At 43.3% G+C, this 19,274-nt stretch carries 15 protein-coding genes; 3 read left to right on the top strand and 12 right to left on the bottom strand.

The genetic code is table 11. The features are described 5' to 3' along the window. Positions 1-4 precede the first annotated feature (4 nt). The 8 genes from AC0L6H_RS03370 to AC0L6H_RS03335 form a co-directional block, all read right to left on the bottom strand. On the bottom strand, positions 5-979 hold the full coding sequence (locus AC0L6H_RS03370; protein ID WP_473392587.1) for a glycosyltransferase family 2 protein: 975 nt from the start codon (positions 977-979) through the stop codon (positions 5-7). 4 nt (positions 980-983) lie between these two features. Then, the gene (locus tag AC0L6H_RS03365; RefSeq protein ID WP_473392586.1) at positions 984-2,075 is read right to left on the bottom strand and encodes a polysaccharide pyruvyl transferase family protein; all 1,092 of its coding nucleotides are present in this window, start codon (positions 2,073-2,075) and stop codon (positions 984-986) included. Continuing rightward, the gene (locus tag AC0L6H_RS03360; RefSeq protein ID WP_473392585.1) at positions 2,068-3,336 is read right to left on the bottom strand and encodes an O-antigen ligase family protein; all 1,269 of its coding nucleotides are present in this window, start codon (positions 3,334-3,336) and stop codon (positions 2,068-2,070) included. The genes AC0L6H_RS03365 and AC0L6H_RS03360 overlap by 8 nt, the downstream gene beginning before the upstream one ends. Next, a complete protein-coding gene (locus AC0L6H_RS03355) occupies positions 3,291-4,685 on the bottom strand; it encodes a GumC family protein (RefSeq protein ID WP_473392584.1) in 1,395 nt (464 codons plus the stop codon). The genes AC0L6H_RS03360 and AC0L6H_RS03355 overlap by 46 nt, the downstream gene beginning before the upstream one ends. Positions 4,686-4,695: 10 nt before the next feature. Then, positions 4,696-6,000 carry a polysaccharide biosynthesis/export family protein gene (locus AC0L6H_RS03350; RefSeq protein ID WP_473392583.1) on the bottom strand — a complete coding sequence of 435 codons (1,305 nt, stop codon included), beginning with the start codon at positions 5,998-6,000 and terminating at the stop codon, positions 4,696-4,698. Between the two features lie 212 nt (positions 6,001-6,212). After that, positions 6,213-6,875, bottom strand: a complete 663-nt coding sequence (locus AC0L6H_RS03345) for a sugar transferase (RefSeq protein ID WP_473392582.1) — start codon at positions 6,873-6,875, stop codon at positions 6,213-6,215. 2 nt (positions 6,876-6,877) lie between these two features. Further along, positions 6,878-7,690: a WecB/TagA/CpsF family glycosyltransferase gene (locus tag AC0L6H_RS03340; RefSeq protein WP_473392581.1), complete on the bottom strand. Its 813-nt coding sequence runs from the start codon at positions 7,688-7,690 to the stop codon at positions 6,878-6,880. A gap of 251 nt (positions 7,691-7,941) precedes the next feature. Then, complete coding sequence (locus AC0L6H_RS03335; protein WP_473392580.1) at positions 7,942-8,682, bottom strand: hypothetical protein; 741 nt, start codon at positions 8,680-8,682, stop codon at positions 7,942-7,944. A 420-nt stretch (positions 8,683-9,102) separates the two neighbouring features. Between AC0L6H_RS03335 and AC0L6H_RS03330 the strand changes: the two genes are divergently transcribed. From AC0L6H_RS03330 to AC0L6H_RS03320, 3 genes are all read left to right on the top strand, one after another. Further along, the gene (locus tag AC0L6H_RS03330; RefSeq protein ID WP_473392578.1) at positions 9,103-9,543 is read left to right on the top strand and encodes a hypothetical protein; all 441 of its coding nucleotides are present in this window, start codon (positions 9,103-9,105) and stop codon (positions 9,541-9,543) included. Continuing rightward, entirely contained in the window at positions 9,540-10,799 is a 1,260-nt protein-coding gene (locus AC0L6H_RS03325; protein ID WP_473392577.1) for an alpha/beta hydrolase, read from the top strand. The genes AC0L6H_RS03330 and AC0L6H_RS03325 overlap by 4 nt, the downstream gene beginning before the upstream one ends. A 314-nt stretch (positions 10,800-11,113) precedes the next feature. Continuing rightward, a complete protein-coding gene (locus AC0L6H_RS03320) occupies positions 11,114-11,404 on the top strand; it encodes a HigA family addiction module antitoxin (RefSeq protein ID WP_473392576.1) in 291 nt (96 codons plus the stop codon). Between the two features lie 122 nt (positions 11,405-11,526). On the opposite strand, the gene AC0L6H_RS03315 is transcribed toward AC0L6H_RS03320, so the two are convergent. The 4 genes from AC0L6H_RS03315 to AC0L6H_RS03300 form a co-directional block, all read right to left on the bottom strand. Continuing rightward, entirely contained in the window at positions 11,527-13,395 is a 1,869-nt protein-coding gene (locus AC0L6H_RS03315; protein WP_473392574.1) for a hypothetical protein, read from the bottom strand. Between the two features lie 185 nt (positions 13,396-13,580). After that, on the bottom strand, positions 13,581-15,224 hold the full coding sequence (locus AC0L6H_RS03310) for a hypothetical protein (RefSeq protein ID WP_473392573.1): 1,644 nt from the start codon (positions 15,222-15,224) through the stop codon (positions 13,581-13,583). 17 nt (positions 15,225-15,241) lie between these two features. After that, a complete protein-coding gene (locus tag AC0L6H_RS03305; protein WP_473392571.1) occupies positions 15,242-17,704 on the bottom strand; it encodes a LamG domain-containing protein in 2,463 nt (820 codons plus the stop codon). Positions 17,705-17,706: 2 nt separating this feature from the next. Next, entirely contained in the window at positions 17,707-18,960 is a 1,254-nt protein-coding gene (locus AC0L6H_RS03300; RefSeq protein ID WP_473392570.1) for a hypothetical protein, read from the bottom strand. Positions 18,961-19,274 lie beyond the last annotated feature (314 nt).

Below are 19,274 nucleotides of genomic sequence, written 5' to 3'. Positions count from 1 at the left end.
GGTGTTACCTTTGTTTAGTGTTTAAATTGAAAGAATTACGCATACTTTTACAGAATGCGATAATTTGTGATGTACAAAAACGAAAGTCTGCCCATATAGAAAAGGACAATTGATGTGTTGGCTTCAACTTACAAATATTCATTCTTAGTAATTGTTTGGCTGCTTTGTAATCACCTGCACGTATATTGAGCCTAGCTATATGGCAAACGTGGGCGCTGCAATAACGCAATATGTCTTTCCTTAGTTTGCGATCAAGACTTGGCATTCGTGCTTCTTCTAGCAAGCGGCTAGCGAAAGGTAATACCTGTTTAGGAATATGCCTATCGCAAGCGCGGTTTTCAGTATCGGTGTGGTACAGCAGCAGCACCAAAGGAGAAAAGACAATTTGTGACTGCAGTGCAACGCGACTAAATAATGCTTGGTCTTCTCCCATTGCTTCACCAACAGGAAAGCCGCCGATTTGCTCAAATAGCTGAGACTTTATGACGCAACTAGACACCATAAATGGAAGGTCACCTTTTGATGCTACGGCGAAGTAGTTATCTAAAATACCACCTGTGGCGGGTGTGTTTTTTAAGGCCAATTTAGCATCAGTATACATGCCTGGCGCAATCACCTTTTGATAGTGGCTTGCAAAAAATTGTTGCTCAGGGAAGCGTAATATCAGATTGTGCATTTGAGAAAGGAAAAAAGGAGACCACTGATCATCAGCATCTAAAAATGCAATATAAGGGTAGTTTGCTAGCGCTGCGCCTAAGTTGCGCGCTGCCGATACGCCTTGATTAGGTTGTTTAATGATCTGTAGATTAGGGATATTCAGTGCTTCTACTTTCTCAGCACTGCCGTCGGTAGAGCCGTCGTCAATGACGATAATTTCGGACGCGGCATATCGTTGAGCACATATCGATTCGAGTGTTTTACTCACGCTATCGACTTTGTTATACAGTGGGATGACTACTGAAAACTCTAATTTTTTCATGTGCTTATCTCCAGTTCCGTAAAGAAGCACCAACGGCCTCATTTGTTGTCATAAGGGGAGCGATAAACTCGGTAGCAAGGCTAAACTTGATTACATTTGCAAGGCTGTCAGAGCAAATATCTCGTGCATCTAACTGATAATCTTGAGGCATTCCTATTTGTTCACACCAAGCCTTACACTTTGGATGGTAATTTATTGATATTGATGGTGTTTTTGCCATAAAAGACATAATTGAAGCGTGCAATCGCATACAAACCGAGGCTTTGAAACCTGCGATCCTTTGCAATACTCTAAACGGATTTGGGTCATACTGAATATGCGTAACTGGCACGGCTTCGCTTAGCTGTTCTATAATTTTTCGATGCACTTGAAAGTCACTGAAGCGAGAGTGAGCATTAAAATCAACGAGGTAAATTGGCTCTTTTGTTTCAAACCAGGTTTTTTCAATAGCAGCGACTGCACTTTTAATACGGGCAAGTTCAGCGGTTTTGTTCGTGTTACCAAAAGCATCTATTGCCTGTTGGCAAAAATTAAACATTATTCCACTTCGTTCAATTTCTACTAGTTTGTGTTTTTCATGACAAAGCATTATGGGCGCTAAATCAAAAGTTAAGTGAATGTTTGCATTTGGGCTTAACGCTGTTGCTATGTCATAGCTTTGCTTGTCTCTTACGCCAACAAAGCTGCACTCTGACAAGAGCTTCGCACACGCTTTTTCTGCACCCACTGAGGTAAATGGCCCTAAACCAACGCCAACACAACGACTCTGTCTTCTGCTGCCTAAAGTAACAAGGTGACGCTTAAATTGAATATCTGACTCGGTATGCAAAACAGAACCGCCACCAAAGATAACTTTGTCACTTTTCAGCGCATTTTTGTAATGCATAAGTCGCTGATGACCTCGAAACTTCCCTTGCTTTATCGCTTGAATATCACCAAATTCTTGGCACTGACTATCCGTCGCGCTGCTGACAAGGGTGTTTTTAGACCCCAATAAATAGTGGCTAGCCCAACGAGCACTATATAATAAGGCGTCGTCACCGGTATTGTGCATTCCGTAGTAACCAACAATGTACGCATCGAATAGTTTAAACATATGAACCTCTGTTTTGAATTTTTTTAAATGCCATGCCTATCCAAAAAAGGGCTGGCCAGTATAAGTAAGCTAAAATTTCTAAGTTTTCGAAAAAGCTGTAACACACAAAAACGGTCAAAAAGCACAATGCTGCCCGCGCTTGAACGTTTTGTTGATAATAAAAAAGAAAATAGATGACGCTTAAACCCAAAGGGATCGCCAACGCAATAAGGCCAACCAGTCCTTTGACAAAAAGCAAACCAAACCAAGTATGGTGCGACCCGATGGGCATAAATTCGACGATTTTGGGCCCTGATTCAACAACACCATGGCCCCAAATTGGCGCTTCAGCCTGCCAACGCTGAACCGCCAAATTTTCTAATGCTGAACGCACTCTGGTAGACGCAGGGCGAGATTCTTTAATGTGTTGGTACGAATCCATCATAAATTCATATATGGGTTCACCAACCACCAGTACGATAGGAAGAATTAGTCCTAAAGCAAGAAGCACCCATGGATTTTGAAGCTGTTTGGCTAACATAAACATCGGAATAATAGCGATAAAAATGGCTAAACCTGCCCGTGATTGTGAAAGTAGTATCATCACAAAACAGCCCAACAAGCCCCAATTTCTTAAATTTTTATCTTTTTCTTGAAGGCAAAAAATAACCAAAATACAACTTAAAAATCCCGCTGCCGGCGCCCATGGTGCAAAAAACTGCCAACGACCCGCGTGCGTCTCGGGGTTCATGCCATAGAAACTTACGGTAAAGAAGATTTCTCCGGCGCCGCCTAATATCTGCAAAGGCGATACGAACAAATGACCTGGAATTCGAATGCTATAAAGTAAAAAGGTTACCAGCCCAAAAATAGCGGTGTGCTTGCAAACAATGCAGGCGCCTCTCACAATGCTTTGGGGTTTAATATTCACCAGGGCACCCAATAGTGGAAATATGGCGATTAATGCCCATCCCTTCGCCCAGCCAACACTACTTTTAATTGTTTTGCTTGTGCCTAAGGACCATTGGGCATGTGCAACCCATAGTGAAAGAAGCATAATTAGCATGCCAATAACCCACAGCCATACCATCAGCGGAACATCGCGAAATACATTATCTCCTTCAACGAATGCTCTTAATATTATGATGCCAAGCACAATCCATCCTAAGGCTGACCCAGTTATATATAAGCCCCCAATAGCGTAAATGGGATAGGTCGCGATAAGCGCCCAGTAGATTAGTTTCGCTTCAGTAGTAGTTTGATAATGCGTCTGCGATTGCATAATACGGTCACTCCTGATGTGATAAATATAAAACCAACTGCACCCGCAGCCAAACCAAGGGCGGTGATTGGGCTATGAATCTTGTTGGGAATAGAAGGCTCAGTTAACAGCTGAACAACGGGGTAAGATGCAAATACATCGGCTTTACCTGCTTCTAAACGAGCGGCAGCAGATGTAAATATAGCTTCGGCCAAATCAAACTCACGTTGCAAACGGTCTAGTACTGCTGATTCTCTTGCATATAGTTTTAACTGGTCTCGAAGCTGTAGCTCTGTGCGTTTTAGGTCGGCTAATTCTGCTTTAAAGCCCTCTTGCTGAGCCGATGCCTCAATTAAATCCGCAAACATTTGAGCGCGTTTGGGGTTCATTTCTAAATCTAAACTAGAGAACGAATTGGCAGCGTGAGGACCGGCTATTTCATTACTTCTGTTCAATAGCGCCTTTCTAGCAGCGTCATACCGCAACTGCTCAGCAATAACTTTCGGGTGTCCATCACCCCAACGTGACTGGTATTCAGATAAAAGTGAAGTGCTGGCATCAAGCTCTTTTAACAGGCCTCTAAACTCAACATCAGATTGCAAAATAAATGCTTTGCCGGCGAGGTTAGAAGACACACCTAGGTTTTGGCTTAGACCATGGCTATAGTCGGCTAAATTAGTGACCTGAGCCTGCACATAAATTTGCTTTTCTTTCAGTGTTTGTAGGCTACTAACTAACTGATCAAACTGCGTAACAGAAACAAGAAACGAACTTTGTTGAAACTCCAAAACGTTTGCTCTTGCTTCATTTAGCCTAACTCGGTATTCATCTAAAACACTTTGAATACTTGCATCACGACGAAGCACTTCATCGCCGCGTAAGCGATCTAGCTCTAGCTGCAAACTTTCATATAAAGCCCAAGCTTTGCGGTTTGCTTGTTGTGCACTTGCGCCTGTTATACTAATAGCCAAGATAGACGTTTGTTCTGTTAACGTAATTTTCGGTTGACCAAATTTGACGCTAGTCATTTCGGTTCGCTCACTAGCAAGCATGAGTAAACCACGACTCAATAACATCTCTTTATAGTTCACTCGTGGATTAAAACCGCCAGCGGAGAATGGCGCGCTCGTTTGCGACATAACTTGGCCTACGTTATCTATAGATACACTAGATGACGCACCAGTACCGGGTAAAACTAATTCCAATTCGCTTTTATATACGGGGGCTTTGTTTAAATACAAACTGACAATCGCCGCAATTAGTAAATAGGAACACGCCGTGAATGTTAAATATGGCCACTTGACGAAGCGGTACACTAGTGCCCTAAAACGACCAAATGGAGTAAGTGTTGCAATTGGATAATGTTTCATTGTTATCGCCTTAAAACAACAGCGCGAAAGGCGCTAAAACATCAACAATAGTTTTCGCAACGTCACGTACATTGGTCACGCCAGAGTCATAACAAGCGATTGCGTCATTAGGCATCACATAAGGGTTAATATCATCTCGATTCGAGTGCCTCATTAATTGTTCAACTGAGCGCTCTAGCACCTGAGTTTCATTCGTCATTGGGTTAACACTTGCTAGCATTATTTTGCGAGGAGCGTTGGTCCATTCTTTTCCGCCAACACAGTTTGCAGACACAGCGGCTTGCAGCAACTTGGTACCATAAGGCAAATTAGTCGAGTAGCGCCCAACGCCTGCAGCCGAATTACTCTGTGCAGAATCTGTTAGGTTAGACATAAACACTCGAAAACCTTTAGGTGTAATTTGACTTGGGCGCACTAAATGAGATTGAAAACAGCCTGTGCTTGGCACAATTACTTGGTCACCAGCAATTAGCGGATAATCATGAACCGCAACACCGCTCAAAATACCAGTAAGATCGACTTCTATCTGCCAGCCTTGTCGAATCAAGATCACTTGGTCCAATTTTGCATCTGGTCGAACACCGTATGCTGCTCGAATAGCCTCAGATAACAGTCTTTTAGTACTGTAGTCGCCGTTCGCGGCCACTCGCTCGTCCATTTCTGAATGTGCATTCTTTTTGTTAATAAGAACTCGGCCAGGCTGAAAAACGGCGCCTGTTACAGGTACTTCAATCTCTGCTAGATGCAGAATTTTGATATGAACAGTCGCCATGACAGGCTTAAATATGCCAGCTTTGATTAAGGCTAGTTCCACTTTTTTTGCTAGTTCTGAAGGAGAAATTCCAGACGCATCAATGGCACTGATAATAGGTAGGTTTAGTAGTCCGAGATTGTCCAAAACGTACGTGCCATTAAAGCCTTCACCGTATTCCATCATTACTTCTATTAAGTCGCCAGGGCTTAAGGGGAGCGTGTTTCGCGCTTGAATATTCGCCATAGGAAATGGTGCTTGTGTTGAAGCTGATGACAATATTGGTTTGTCGACACGATAATGTAGCGGTGCAGCAAAATCGTTGCGGTCTTGGCAATTTAGTGTAGATGAAAATACATTTTGGGCTACACTTTGCTGCGTAAATAGATGCCCATTTTTGTTTACTTCCCCATAAAATTCGCCCTGAGTATTTTCTATTGCTTGCAAACCATGCTGCTGGTTCGCGCACCCGAGTAACATTGAAGCAGCAATAATCGCGGGCAATAACGCAGAAAATTTGCTAGTGACTATTGATGTATAAATTTTTCTAGCAAAAACTGCCATGATGTTTCTCTTAGTATTTTGATATTGATAATGGGGTATAGCATCTTGCGTGCCAGTTTTTAAGTTGTTGTTTTATATGGCTTTAATTTATTCTCCGTGAACTTTTTTGCAATTTGCAAAGCAATAAAAACGCCTGTTTTCAAATTGCAAAAATGCTGAAAATAAAAAGACTAGGTGTTATTCACACCCAGCCGTTTATAAGACGCATAAAATTAGTAAGCACCTTTCGCACCGAGCACACTTGGTACTGTTGCAAACAGAATATAAAAATCTAGCCAAATACTTTGTTGATTTAGATAACGCTTATCCAATTCAACTTGGGTTTCGAAGTCGGTATTAGCGCGTCCAGAAACTTGCCAAAGTCCAGATAAGCCAGGGATACCATTTAAGCGCGTTACCGCACTAGTACAATATGCGTTAACTTCAACTCCAAGGGCAGGTCGGGGGCCAATCAACGCCATATCTCCTCTCACAATATTGAATAATTGTGGCAGCTCATCAATTGAGTATTTACGAATAAATCGCCCAACTCTTGTGATACGAGGATCTACTTTATATTTTTTGCACACACCATCTCTATCGCTAGTTGCGGGGTCTGGCTCTTGATATAAGGGGTCTGTTTTTAAATACATCGAACGAAATTTATACATGCGAAAATGACGTCCAAATTTGCCAATCCGATCTTGGCTGAAGAAACAACTGCCCCTACTCTCTAGTGCAATCATCAACATGGTTGCCAATAAAAGGGGTGAAAGAATGATAAGCGCAATTAGAGCCACAAAGCGTTGGAGGAGCATTGGTATTCCTTGATGTCTTCCAACTGGCGTGGCGCTCTCAATGGTATTGCTCATATTGCGACTATTCGTAGAAGCCATATTTAATATCCTCGCTTTGCACGGTTAAAAATAAACGTTTGTACTAAAAAATGAGGGTTGCCTATTACATAGCGATTAAATTTGGTTTTGGGCTCTTGCATTAACCTCCATACCCACTCCATGCCAAGCTTTCGCATCCACATTGGTGCTCGAGGGATGTTCCCAGAGTAAAAATCAAACAAGCCACCAACGGCTAGTGCAGTGCTGCATTTGAGCCTTTTAGCATGGGCATCTATCCACGCTTCTTGCATGGGTGATCCCATCGCTACTAACAAAACATCCGCACCAGATTGATTAATTCGGGCGATAACATCTTCGGTCTCTTGAGCATCAAAATAACCGTCCTGCGTGCCTGCAATGTTTAGCTGTGGATACTCCTTTAATAATTTCTGTGCGGCTTTAGCCGCTACACCTGGCTTAGCACCCAGCATATAAATTGATTTGTTGCTGGCCTGCGCGGCTAAACATAAATGCGGTAGCATGTCGGTTCCATTTACGTTTTCGCGGATACGTACGCCACTATATTTAGCCGCAATGCGTATACCCGAACCATCTGCAAAGCAACGATCGCCGCGATTTAGAGCGTGCTTTAAAGTGGGGTGCTTAGTCGTCAAATTGACTGAGTTCACATTGATGAAATAGCCTGTCTTGCATCTTTCACCATTACTAACCGGTGTTAATACCCAGTCAACTGCTGCCTGCATACTGTGGTTATGAATAGTCAAACCAAACAAAGTAAATTGTTCAGCTTGTTGAAACGTTGTAGCCGTTTGGCTGAATGTTTGTGGGTAAGCGTTTTGATAAAGGTTTTGCATAAGTTGCTCCGCGTGTTGCAATTCAAATTGATTAACATTGCAAACGCCGAGTTTGCTTTAAGTTAATCGTTCGAAGGACCGCATTGCGTAACTTGTGCCACTTTTTAAAAGTGTTGTAACATATTGATATTAATCGGTTTAATTTTAAATTAAAACAGAGTTAGCCTTGTTTTCTTAGTACAGTTCGCATTTTGAATATGCACAATGAAAAACTTTTTAAAATGAAAATAGCTACCGGCAGGTAAAAATAATTATCGGTTTGAAGGCGCTTTAAAACATGGGTAGGTTTTGATGACGGCACTTGTTAGTGACGTGAGCGGATCTATCTTTTGCGAGAGTAAAGTATATTTACTCAACATATCTTTTGTTTTTGTGAGTACTTTTGTCATTCTTGAAATCAACTTGTGCGAAAGGCCCAAAAGTTGGCTGTGGCGCAAAGGACCAAAACAAAAGTGGCGTATATAATCGTCCAAAGTAGGGTCGTAAGTGTTGTTCCAGCGCCTATCCATTGTTTCAATAAAGGCTTGGTTTTTAGAATGCGTAATAATGTGGCCATTTTCTCCCCAGCCCACACTGTCACTTAGAGGCACCAATGTCATTCGGCTCGCTATTATGCGCTTAAGCCATGCAATCGTATCTTCATGCTTGAGCATAAACATAACGCCAGAGTTAAACCTTCCTGTGTAACTTTTGGCTAAATATACATGTTTTTCGCGTCTAATTACCTGTTCAATTGCCGGTGCATCCTCGTTTATAAAGGCATCAGCATCTACAAATAGGACTTTGTTATAACCTGCTTGAAATGCACGTAAACTTAGCGTTAATTTTAACCAACAACATTCTGAACCTAACTGAGTCATATAGGGTCGTTTGACCGCTTGGTAACAATAACCGTGTTTTTTTGCATAATTTTTATGTGAAGAAATACAGTTTTTGTATAGAAACTGGTAGCCATTTAAAGCAATACTAAATATTAATAAATCTGATTTCATGATGTCTCAATTTTATATAATCAAGCTTGATAATATCTGAGAAAAGCAAGAAACAAGCCACTAGTTACATCCACATACTGAATGAATGTGTGTTATTCGTTGTACCTACACTGTGCCTACACTATGGGAACAAAGACGCCTTACTCGCTTTCTTAGAAAGCCTATAAAATGCTAATCATCAATATCGATTCGAGTCGTTGGCATACTCAGCGCAAAGCGAAATGTAGTCTGCTCTGCCAGAGAGTAGTGTACAAGGTATATTTGTCTTATACTCAGGGTCGCAAACAACCTTTATGATACAAATTTTCCTTAATGAAATTTATATCAACATCTTAAATATATTCTTCGTAATTAGATTATTGCGATAAGGCTGCAAGCATGGAAATCCTCAGAATATTTCCGAAGTATTGGTGTAAAACAATGAAACCCCATCTTCGAGTCACGATCTGTGTGGCTCTTATAGGTTTAGCTGGGTGCACGACAACTAAACTTCATCACCCTGATTTTGGGAATAATTGCGAAGAACTCACTCGTTCAAAATCGATTACAAATGTTGATTGTGTGCGAGTGTTTTACGGAACTAATCGGCTGATTATTTCAGAGTCACAAAACATTGGTCAAAATAGCGAAGAAGATATGCTTTCCTTAGAGGCCGGGGCCGCGAATATGCTTTCTCTTGGTAGAGCCGATATTTGGTTGCCAAAACTCGTGACAGACGGTGGAACACGAGACCGTGGCGAAACGCCATTGCTCAAGGGTGATTTTCCTAAAGACAACAAAGAACTTTCAAAATACGTTTTTGTTACGCGGATCACAAAAACGGGAAACAGAGTTTTCTACGCAACCTTGAGCAAGATATGACAAAAAGAGGTGGGCAGCAAATCTTGCTTTTTGTTCATGGATTCAATGTGAAATTTGAGTCGGCGCTTGTGCGTTCTGCTCAACTATCTGTAGATTTGGACCATGACAGGATGACCAATCCCGGTGTGCCTGTATTATTTAGTTGGCCTTCAGCAGGGGCTTTGTCATTAGGAAATTACAAAGGTGACGGCGCTATGGCTGCGGCAGCCGTGCCTTACTTAACTGAGTTTCTTGATATACTAACCAATGACTTAGATGTTAAGAAAATTAATATTATTGCGCATTCGATGGGCAATAGGGTCTTGATTGGGAGCCTTGAGGCATATGCCGCGACCTATCTTGAGAATCACCCCAATGCGGATATTGAATTTAGGATAATTTTAGCTGCCGCAGATGTAGAAAGAGACATATTCGATCAAGTCGCAGGGAAACTAGAAACACTTGATCCTAACGTCACAATTTATACTTCTGATTCCGACGTAGCATTAACACTTTCAAAAATTGTCAATGGTAAGCCAAGATTGGGTGACACCGATAAGAACAAACCTTACATACGCACTGTCGATGGTTACGAGACGGTCGACGCAACACCGGTGGCCTCAGAACTGTTTGGCCTAGGGCATAGTTATTATTCTAGCAATCCATTTATTTTAGGTGACATCCGCTGCGTGCTTGCTGGAACTTTAGCAAATGACCGAGCGTTAGCGCGAAGACGTTATGCAGACCAATCCGATAAACCAGAATACTATATGACCGATGCCAGTGTAGAGCCATTCTTTGAGGAATGTTCACTTGTGCGCAGCACAAAAGCGAATGATGATATTACAATCGGATTTGCTTCATCTACCTCAATTGGTGCTGGCTCAGCAAAACCGCCTGCACCTGTGGTCAAGGTTGCACCAACAATTGTGCTTGCGCCACCTTTAAACAGAGCGTCTACAACATTCTTATATGCTACCAATATCCATGGATTAACCTCAGTTCAAGAAAGGCAATTGCTTGAGCTATTATCTGCACAAGGCGATTTCAAATCGGTCACAGTTGAAAGCTATACTGATACTTACGGTAGTGCACGCGCAAATCAGAAATTAGCTGAGCGAAGAGCACAATCAATAGTACGTTTCCTGAGCGCGAATGGCGTGGATAAATCAAAGATAAACATAAAAGCCTATGGCGAGGCCAACCTCTTTATCGGAACTGGTGACGGCGTTTCTGAAGCGTTAAACCGCCGTGTTGTAGTGACATTTACCTATTAGCTTATTATCGATTAGCTTCTGTGACAGCTGTATTTGAGGGTGGTTTCGACCGCACCACCCACCAAATCAAACACAATAACAGGGATAACACTGGCCGTTGAGTCAGTTGCGTGTTCTTCCTGTTTTGTCATACTTCAGTGTATACAATTTAAAAATGAACGTTTGTGAACAATTCCAAACACATTGACCTTCGTGTCGATACGCGATACACTCGAGGAGTGAAAAGGATTAGTTGTCGTGATTAAATCTTTCAAACATAAAGGCTTAAAAACGGTAATGCAGAGGTAATTGATTATCATTAGAGGTAAATAATTATGCAAATGTTTAATCCACCCCATCCAGGTGAGACTTTGAAAGAACTATATCTTGAGCCCCTGGAGTTAAGCATTAAAAATACCGCCGAAAAGTTGTGTATGACAAGAACCGCATTAAGTGAAATCGTTAACGGTCGCCGTAGTATCAGTCCAAAGGTTGCTATAAAATTAGCGAAAGCATTTGGTGGCACTGCACAGTCATGGATAAATCAGCAAGCCAACTATGATTTGTGGCAAGCTCAACAAGAGTACAAAGCTGATGATGTTGAGAAAATCTATCATGCCGCTTGAGCTACTATAACGACAGCTTACGCTCGAAGTTCGTAATTGGCTTATTTAAACTCAAACACAGTAACATGCTCACTGCCTTCGTCTAGTTTAAAAAGAACTTCCTGCATGTTTCTAATCAAGGCTTACTCTTTTTTATCATTGTTATTGTTTCGTAAAAAACCTGCTGCCTGCTCATCCTTTAACGACAGCTTGGCAGCATCTTCACCATCAATATTTGGCACAGAACGCGTTTGCTGATTGATCTGATGTATAGTGCTGGCATTTTCAAGATCGGCTTCATTAGTAATAGATGCAATAGCTTCGCGACCTCTTAAGAAGGTTTTAATTTCGGTCACAATGGTCGCCAATTCATCATCATTTTTAAGCATACCCATAATAAAACGTGGCGACTCCAAATTAGAACTGCCACTGGTCGCGAATATACTGGTTAACAATCTCGACGTAATTACCCAAGGCGTAATACTTGATCTTACTACTACGTTTTCGGAGCGAGTAGAATCGTGAATAGACATCCCGGTAGAAATCCTAGATTCGGTATAGGTACCTTCTGTTTTCATATACATTAACAGTGAAGAGAATTGCAACTCTCCCCAAAATAAGTGGGAAGCATTGTTGAGCAGGCGCCCTGCAGCTTGAAACGTTAGCCACGCAATTAGCGCAAATAAAAAGGGGTTAAATAGTGCGAAAAAGGCTGAGAATTTATTCGCATTATTCGCGGGTGCGTTGCTAAAAAGATATGAAACTAGATTTGCTGTATCGTAAACTAACATAGCAAAAAAAGCATAACTCGCTAACACCAATAATTGCGCCATTATGGTGACTAATATCTTTGAGGGCTTCTTAATGCCGATAGCGTCGTCGGTGGCTAATTCGGGCTGAGTTTCTACCAACAATTCTCCATTGAAATTGCCCTTACCTTCGGCTTGTTCAACCAATTTGGGATCAAATTCCCGATATATTCTATTTGGGATTTCTTTGAAGCGGCGATTCGCCAATACGATGTTTTCAATATTGATAAATATTTCATTTGGATGCACGCTTTCTTGCATGTTTTCTCTAAATTCAGATACTTCAGTTGACGGCGTTATATGTTTGCTACGAGCAATTAGTGCCGGCGCAGTGGCGGCTGCAACCAACAAAATAGCACCGAACAGCAAAGCTAAATTCCCCCATGCTGAAAACAAGTTTACCTCAGCCGTGAAAGCCGAAATATCAGCAGCGGTCCATCCTGTAACTTTATCTAAAGCGAAACCACTGAACACAGGTACAATGATACTCAAGCCAATAAGTACACCAAGTGAAAGCCCTTTTGAGGAAGACTCAGAGTTTGAATGAGAGCTAATAGAATTGGCAGATCGCCTCCACGACAAAACCAAATACAACAGTAAAAGAATAGACAATATAGGAATGGCGGTCTCTTTGGCAATAACGCCAGCTAAGCCGGTAGAAACCACAAAAAATACGATCAGAAAAGAAATGATGGCGGTACCAAAATTTAGAAACATCACCCCAAGTTCTTGAGCAACATGGCGAATAGGATAAGGCAAAAAAGTAAGATTAGGAAAGACGCTATGAATAAGCCGAGCAACCCAGCCGTCTGGCTCAACAAATGTGGTGTTTTTTCGTCCCATTAACATAGAATGAAGTCTTTCGTCGTTATACAAAACGGCTTTTTTTTCTGCCTGTGCTGTTTCTCTTTCTGAACGACTGTTGTTAAAAGCAAGCGAAGTTGGTACCGAACGGCCTACAAAATATCGAAACAATTGAAAAAGGCCTACACCTAAATGACGAGAACCTGCAGCCAATAATACAAAACCTAAAATCGCATTTGCGTAAGCGGTTACTGGCTCGCTTTCAAGCTGATTGGCAACATTGATCAATGGCAATATGCCAGCGATTAGCAAGACAACGCCCGATATCGCTTTTAGTCGCCCTTCAACTTTAAAGGGGTTTTTAATGCCAAGGGTTTGGGAGCCGAAATCATAAGCCATTGAAACGTCCTTATTTATGGGTGCTACTAAATGAATAAAACGTGGAGGTGCAAACTTATCAGATAAAGACTAAAAATACACAAGAATTTACCGTCAGTGTACTAACTAAGTAAATTCAATTTTAGAAGCGGGTTTATGGTGCCCCATGAGATTAAGTCAGTTGTCTTAATATGCTGTAGTAGTGCCTACACAATCGGCGCAAAAGCAGTTAATGAATCCATTAAGTTTGCATTGCCTAAACTATGGCCAGGAATGAATGATGGCAGTAGCGCTTGTTCAGAATGTAGGGCTAAGTAATTTAGGACGATGGTTTCGACCAGTAAGTTTACGTTGTTTGCTGCGGGGCTTGATGCGGTTTCGACCGCGCCGTCGCGGCGCATAAAGCCAATTTGTTGATGCATGGCTTGCTCTTCGGCGTTTGCGCCGAGTAACTGAGGTGTTCCGTTAGGGTTGTATACCAAAAAGAAAGATGCGCCGGTGGATGAATTGTCACCTGTCCATACGCCTTTGCCGCGGCCATTTTCGCTGTCATCAATCATGCCATTACTAAATACTGAACCGTCGCTGCACACGTACATCATGACAGGTACGCCCATGCGCGCTGCATACTCAAGTACCGCACCCATGCATTTGCCTGCGCGCAGATCACGTAATTCACCGGTTGAGCGATTGCCGGTATGATAGTCGTAGCCGCCCATGGTGATGGTACCGGCGCCAGCGTAGCCGTTAATCACAAGTTTCATCACTGACGCGGTTTTCTGAAATTCGCGGTCTCCATTAAACTCTTCTTCAGAAAATATCCCTGCATCGCCGACTATGTTTGGATCAAGGGCCGGATTAAGGGTCGAAGGGTCGCCAAAGCGGTCCGCAATATCAGCACTTTTTACATAGCCGCAGCGCACAAGCTGTTTAAGTTCGCTGTCGCTGCTAATGCCACTGTCGACTTTACTTAGCTTCATATCACTAATGCGCTGAATAGATTCCATTACTGATACCGAATCCTCTTGGCTGAGTAAGCCGATTAAATCGCCGGTGTCGACCAATCCCGTTACGTCAGAGGGGCGGTCAACTTTGGTGGGTCTTTTCGCTGGGTCGATTAAACTTTGCGGCGCCATGCTATTGCCGCCTGAATCTGAATTAGAAGAGCCAATTAGCGTCAACAACGAGCCGTCAGCGCCCGCTTTATTAATACCATACATTGGATTATGCGGATTATTCCCAGTGTCGTTTTCAGAACGCGAGGGGATCACAGCACCATTTACGTTGGCTCTGTTGCCAATCGTTAGTTTGTCTTGAATGCCGCGTAAAAAGCCGCTGTCAGCATGAAACGCTAAGCCTAATTCTTGGTTAATAAAATCAGATACTCCCATATCGGGGTTGTTGGCAGAAGGCAGCATGTCACGGGGAAGACCTTGGCGGCTGTAGCCTTGTTCACTTAAAAAGTCTAATTGGCCACCTGGGCCACCTACCAAAACATTTGAGCCGGCCATATTGGCACCGCCTGCTAAATCAAACACAATGAAAGGTATTTTACCAGCGCCTTGTGTGGCAATGCCGCAGCCCGCTTTTAAGGCCTCAAGATCGCCCGACAAACCTGCCATTGCTTTATTCGCACCCAGCATATTAAGTACTGAAGTACCTAAAACCACTCCTGCTCCGGCTTTAAAACCTTGGGCTATAAAATCGCGTCGGCTCAAGGGTTTGGCGTGATTTGCATGCAGTAATGGCGCGTTAATGTTGTGCCCATTTTTATGCGTGCTTTTTGCCGCAATATTTACCTTGCTAGGTGTGGCCGATTGTTTAGAAAAACTATAGGCGGTTTTTTTCATTATTTGCTCCTAATCCACTATTGCACGGTCACTACGGCACTACCTAAAACGGCAGCGCAACTGGCTTTTGCAAGCGTGGCTGTGGTTTCATCAGCACAGCTATTGTTGGTATTACACGCGCTTAAGGTATCGATCAAGCTACTTAATTCAGCGCTAACTTCGCTGGCATTGGCGCCACTTGCGTCGCTGGTATTTAGCATGTGCTGGTTTAGTGGCTCAATAAGGCCACTTTTAAAGTTTGCATCAATGCCATTATTGACGTTGTAATTAAAGTCTACATCGGGGAAAAACTGCCCTCGCATGGCACTATCTTCTACCAAGGTGTCGCAGTATCGAATCGCAAGTTGGGTTACGGCCATTTGGTTTGAGGTCAAAAAGCTATCAATAGCCGTTACACTCGGGAGCTGCTGGCGCAAGGTGTTAAAGGTATTAAGCACCTCAGACCGATTACTAGGTATCCCCGTTAGTGCCGCCATGCTGGCGTTAATTTCGGCGAAATCACGCACCCCTATTTGCGATTGCGGCGCTAAATCAACGGGCAAGGCAACGCTAGGTACCGCGCTTACTGTGCGCGTCGAACGCTGGCCGGCAATACTTTCAAAGCTTAAGAAAAACTCATCGAGTTCAGGCCCTTTTTGTACGGGTATAATGGTGCCTTGTCTTGAGACTTGATAGCCTAAGTCTTGCTCTGCTGCAATGCCATCAACGGTTGCATTTAAGGTCGCAAACACTTGCCCGGTCTTTTCTTCTTTGCCATTTACGCCAATGCGCAAGCCTTGCAAATCGATGCCATCAAGATTCGCACTCTCATCAAGGCTCACAACAAAGGGTTCGGTAAATAAGTAGCTATAACTATCAAACTGGCTGACTTCAAAGCCAACGTAGCTTTGCGGGATATTGATAATATCGCTCACGCCAAATAATAAATAAAACTTCTGCCCAAAACCGGATTCATAGTTACTTAAAATTTGCTCAGGCTTTAATATTCTATTGTGGATCGCAACCATGCGAATAGTGCCTTCAAAGTTGTAGCGACCACTTACTTCACTACCAAGAACAAAGGCGAAACTATCATCCCACTCATTTAACAAATCAGGGCTTAGCGAATCTTCGTAGCCGGTGTCTTGTCCGTTTACAAATATTCGGCGTCCACCAATACCGTCGTAATTTACCACGACATGTTGCAAAGCTGCTTGCAGTACTTCATCCGCATTGGCGGTACTTAAGGCGGGTTCGCCGTTGGCATCGGTGTTGCCGTGCCTGACTAAAACATCATAGTTATATTGGCTTTGGCCAAGCATAAAGTTGCGGGTATCGTCGCCGCCTGAATAGGAAATGATGCGTGCTGGCCCTTCTTGCGTCACGTTAGCAGGGGCCACCCATGCCTCAATCGAAAATTCACCGGTACTGATGATATTGCTGTATAGCTTTTTACTGTTGGCTGTAGAGCCCTGCGCTTTACCGCCTGTTAAACGGATACCCCAGCCACCTACCCAGTTATATTCTCCAGAAAGGCTTAAGTCGAGCGCTGGCGAAACGCCACTGGTATCAAAAGCCTGATTGCCTGAACCGGTTTTAAATTCCCATTTGGCGATTAAGTTTGATTCAAAGCGCCCGCCGCCACTTGTGAGCGTGCCATCAAATAAGGTGACCGCGTTTGACGCAATTAAGTTGGCGTCAAGCTCAGTTGGGCTGATGCTATCGGCCATTTCAACAATCGCGCTTTGTAGTGCGTCACTATCTGCCAAGCAACTGTCGCTCCAGCAATTATGGAATTCATCACGCACTCTGGCGACAACTCGGCTGTCTTGTGGTTTATCTAAGTTAAGTTTTGAAATTGACGCTAAGTAAGCTTCATTGATATCTTGAGATGCAATATAAGGCGAAATGGGCACAGCAGCTGACGATTGATGACATTCGCTGCAATGATTTTCGAATAAAGGATATACGCTTTGGGCAAATAAGCTTGATGAGGCCGGGAAGTTTTTATTCGCGCCAACCGTTTTTACGGGTGGCGCTATAAGCGTAATTTCGTTTGCTGAACTGCTCGTATTTAACCAATCACTTAGCCAGGTTTCCATAATATCGACACACGCTGTTGGGCTGGCTAGCCAGCAATTATGACCCCCAGCCACTTTGCTTATTAATAAAGAATTCAGCGGATTGGCTTTATCAACCAGAGTGTTGGTGACTCGGTAAGCTTCGTTTATGTCGTCAAAGCGGGCAAAGTCGGGCATTTGCGAGCCTTGTGTATGGCAGGCCGCGCATTTGTCGTTAGTAGCAAGCTTATCCCATACCTTTAATTTGAAGTTCTGTACGTCTTCTGTTGCCGGTGGCGGCCCTGAATAGTTAATGGGTGGGAGTTCTGTTGTTGGCGGCGTTGGTGTTTCAGTGACTTGGGTTTCGCTGCCACCACAGGCAGTGAGTAAACTAATACAAAAGGCAATCGAGACTATTTTTATGTACTGTTGTGTGCTCATGACTATTCCCCCTTGCAATAAGCAGCGCTAGCGGCAAAGACGTCTTTAATGCGGTAATTGTTGCCCACAAAACTGCTCGTCATGGTCGTTATTGCTTGTCTGTCATTGGCATCTTGGGGTTTGCGCAAACATACGTTTTCAAACACCTTGGTGACTTGGCAGCTTGCAAAGGCAGCACTATTAGCTAATTCTTCGCCCATCGATTTTGCACCGTTACCGCTGCCGCTTAAGGATGCAGACCACCCTAGGTGTTGGTTTTTACCGTCTCGCCAATAGTTATCCCATTTATCATTTTCAATAATAAAACCAAAGGGAAAGTTGCCTGCGTTAATTTGATGTTTTTCGCTAACCCGTGAGCCAGTAACAGGGTCGTTACTTCCTTCACTATTGTAGGTGAGTCTTCCGTTTTCTCCGTTGGGATCTGCTTCTACGTTATATTCATAGTTGTAGTAGGCGTAGGCCTGTGCAAGGGGGTCCATACCCGAATGACAGCCCGCACAAGAGTTTGAGAATATTCGGCTATCGCCACCAGGGCTGCGGCTAACGTCTTGGCGTATGCGGTCCGGAGCTAGGCTTGTGTCTTTAAGCGCTTCAAGGTCATTGCACATGTGATTAATTAAAGTGAAGCGGAACATTGCCCGATTTGTACCGTCTTTAAAAAAGGATTTTGCCGCTGCGCGCGTGGTCATAATGCCCGCGGTAGCCTCGCTTGGAATACCTAACAGCGCTGATTGCGTAGTGGCTTCAAGCGTGCTTGATAAATCAGCCCCAATGGCTTCAAGCTGTTCATAATGATCATTATTTGATGCGGAATATGCGGGCACTGCGGTATTGGCGTTGGCGACATAAAGAATGTCGCCCGACAAAATCTGTCTAAAGTCTACGTCATCGCGGACCATGCCAATGACGGTTGCGCTGTAATCGTTTAATGGCGCAAATATATCTGACTCTTCGTTAGTCCACGGCGTCACCCAGTTTTTAAGGGTCACGTTGTAAAATGAAGGAGATTGTATGGCGATGTTAGCCGCAGCAATATCATCCCCTGCGGCGACCAAATCAGCCATTTGCGTGAGTACTTCAGAACTTGGTGGAATGCCTGCTAAGCGGTCGTGCATGCGTTTAGCTTGGCTTGTGCTATTGGCAAATGCGCTCTGAGATAGCACAAAGCATAACGCAATCATTGAAAGTGCGCCGAAGCTAGCAAAACGGCGTTTTGCCAAAGTATGAAAAAGGGTGGTGTGTCGCAAACTGTGCATATGCTTCTCCCGGTTGCCACTACTTATACCTAAAAAAGCAGATGCCTTCGTTATGTTGTATCTCGTAAAGGTGTTAAAGCTCATAACCGTGCTTGTTATTTATTAGCCCTTCGATGTGCTTTTTTGGGGACTTAAAAGCACAAAACACCTAACGTTGAGTATGTATTTTCATCCCTATTGATAACTACGAGAATTGTCCTTCAGACCACTAGGCGTATGCTCAGTGCATAGGTTTTTTGTTCGCTATTACGTGCTTGAAAATATGCCCGTCGGTATTTAGAGACACTATCACCCTGTCATCATCATCGCTAAGC

It is taken from the genome of Glaciecola sp. G7-5, assembly GCF_055808975.1.
This window is presented reverse-complemented; position numbering and strand designations above follow the sequence as displayed.

What these genes read in the sequence shown, in the direction of transcription:
- AC0L6H_RS03370 (WP_473392587.1), bottom strand. Translation starts at nt 979, where the DNA reads ATGAAAAAATTAGAGTTTTCAGTAGTCATCCCACTGTATAACAAAGTC.
- AC0L6H_RS03365 (WP_473392586.1), bottom strand. Translation starts at nt 2,075, where the DNA reads ATGTTTAAACTATTCGATGCGTACATTGTTGGTTACTACGGAATGCAC.
- AC0L6H_RS03360 (WP_473392585.1), bottom strand. Translation starts at nt 3,336, where the DNA reads ATGCAATCGCAGACGCATTATCAAACTACTACTGAAGCGAAACTAATC.
- AC0L6H_RS03355 (WP_473392584.1), bottom strand. Translation starts at nt 4,685, where the DNA reads ATGAAACATTATCCAATTGCAACACTTACTCCATTTGGTCGTTTTAGG.
- AC0L6H_RS03350 (WP_473392583.1), bottom strand. Translation starts at nt 6,000, where the DNA reads ATGGCAGTTTTTGCTAGAAAAATTTATACATCAATAGTCACTAGCAAA.
- AC0L6H_RS03345 (WP_473392582.1), bottom strand. Translation starts at nt 6,875, where the DNA reads ATGGCTTCTACGAATAGTCGCAATATGAGCAATACCATTGAGAGCGCC.
- AC0L6H_RS03340 (WP_473392581.1), bottom strand. Translation starts at nt 7,690, where the DNA reads ATGCAAAACCTTTATCAAAACGCTTACCCACAAACATTCAGCCAAACG.
- AC0L6H_RS03335 (WP_473392580.1), bottom strand. Translation starts at nt 8,682, where the DNA reads ATGAAATCAGATTTATTAATATTTAGTATTGCTTTAAATGGCTACCAG.
- AC0L6H_RS03330 (WP_473392578.1), top strand. Translation starts at nt 9,103, where the DNA reads ATGAAACCCCATCTTCGAGTCACGATCTGTGTGGCTCTTATAGGTTTA.
- AC0L6H_RS03325 (WP_473392577.1), top strand. Translation starts at nt 9,540, where the DNA reads ATGACAAAAAGAGGTGGGCAGCAAATCTTGCTTTTTGTTCATGGATTC.
- AC0L6H_RS03320 (WP_473392576.1), top strand. Translation starts at nt 11,114, where the DNA reads ATGCAAATGTTTAATCCACCCCATCCAGGTGAGACTTTGAAAGAACTA.
- AC0L6H_RS03315 (WP_473392574.1), bottom strand. Translation starts at nt 13,395, where the DNA reads ATGGCTTATGATTTCGGCTCCCAAACCCTTGGCATTAAAAACCCCTTT.
- AC0L6H_RS03310 (WP_473392573.1), bottom strand. Translation starts at nt 15,224, where the DNA reads ATGAAAAAAACCGCCTATAGTTTTTCTAAACAATCGGCCACACCTAGC.
- AC0L6H_RS03305 (WP_473392571.1), bottom strand. Translation starts at nt 17,704, where the DNA reads ATGAGCACACAACAGTACATAAAAATAGTCTCGATTGCCTTTTGTATT.
- AC0L6H_RS03300 (WP_473392570.1), bottom strand. Translation starts at nt 18,960, where the DNA reads ATGCACAGTTTGCGACACACCACCCTTTTTCATACTTTGGCAAAACGC.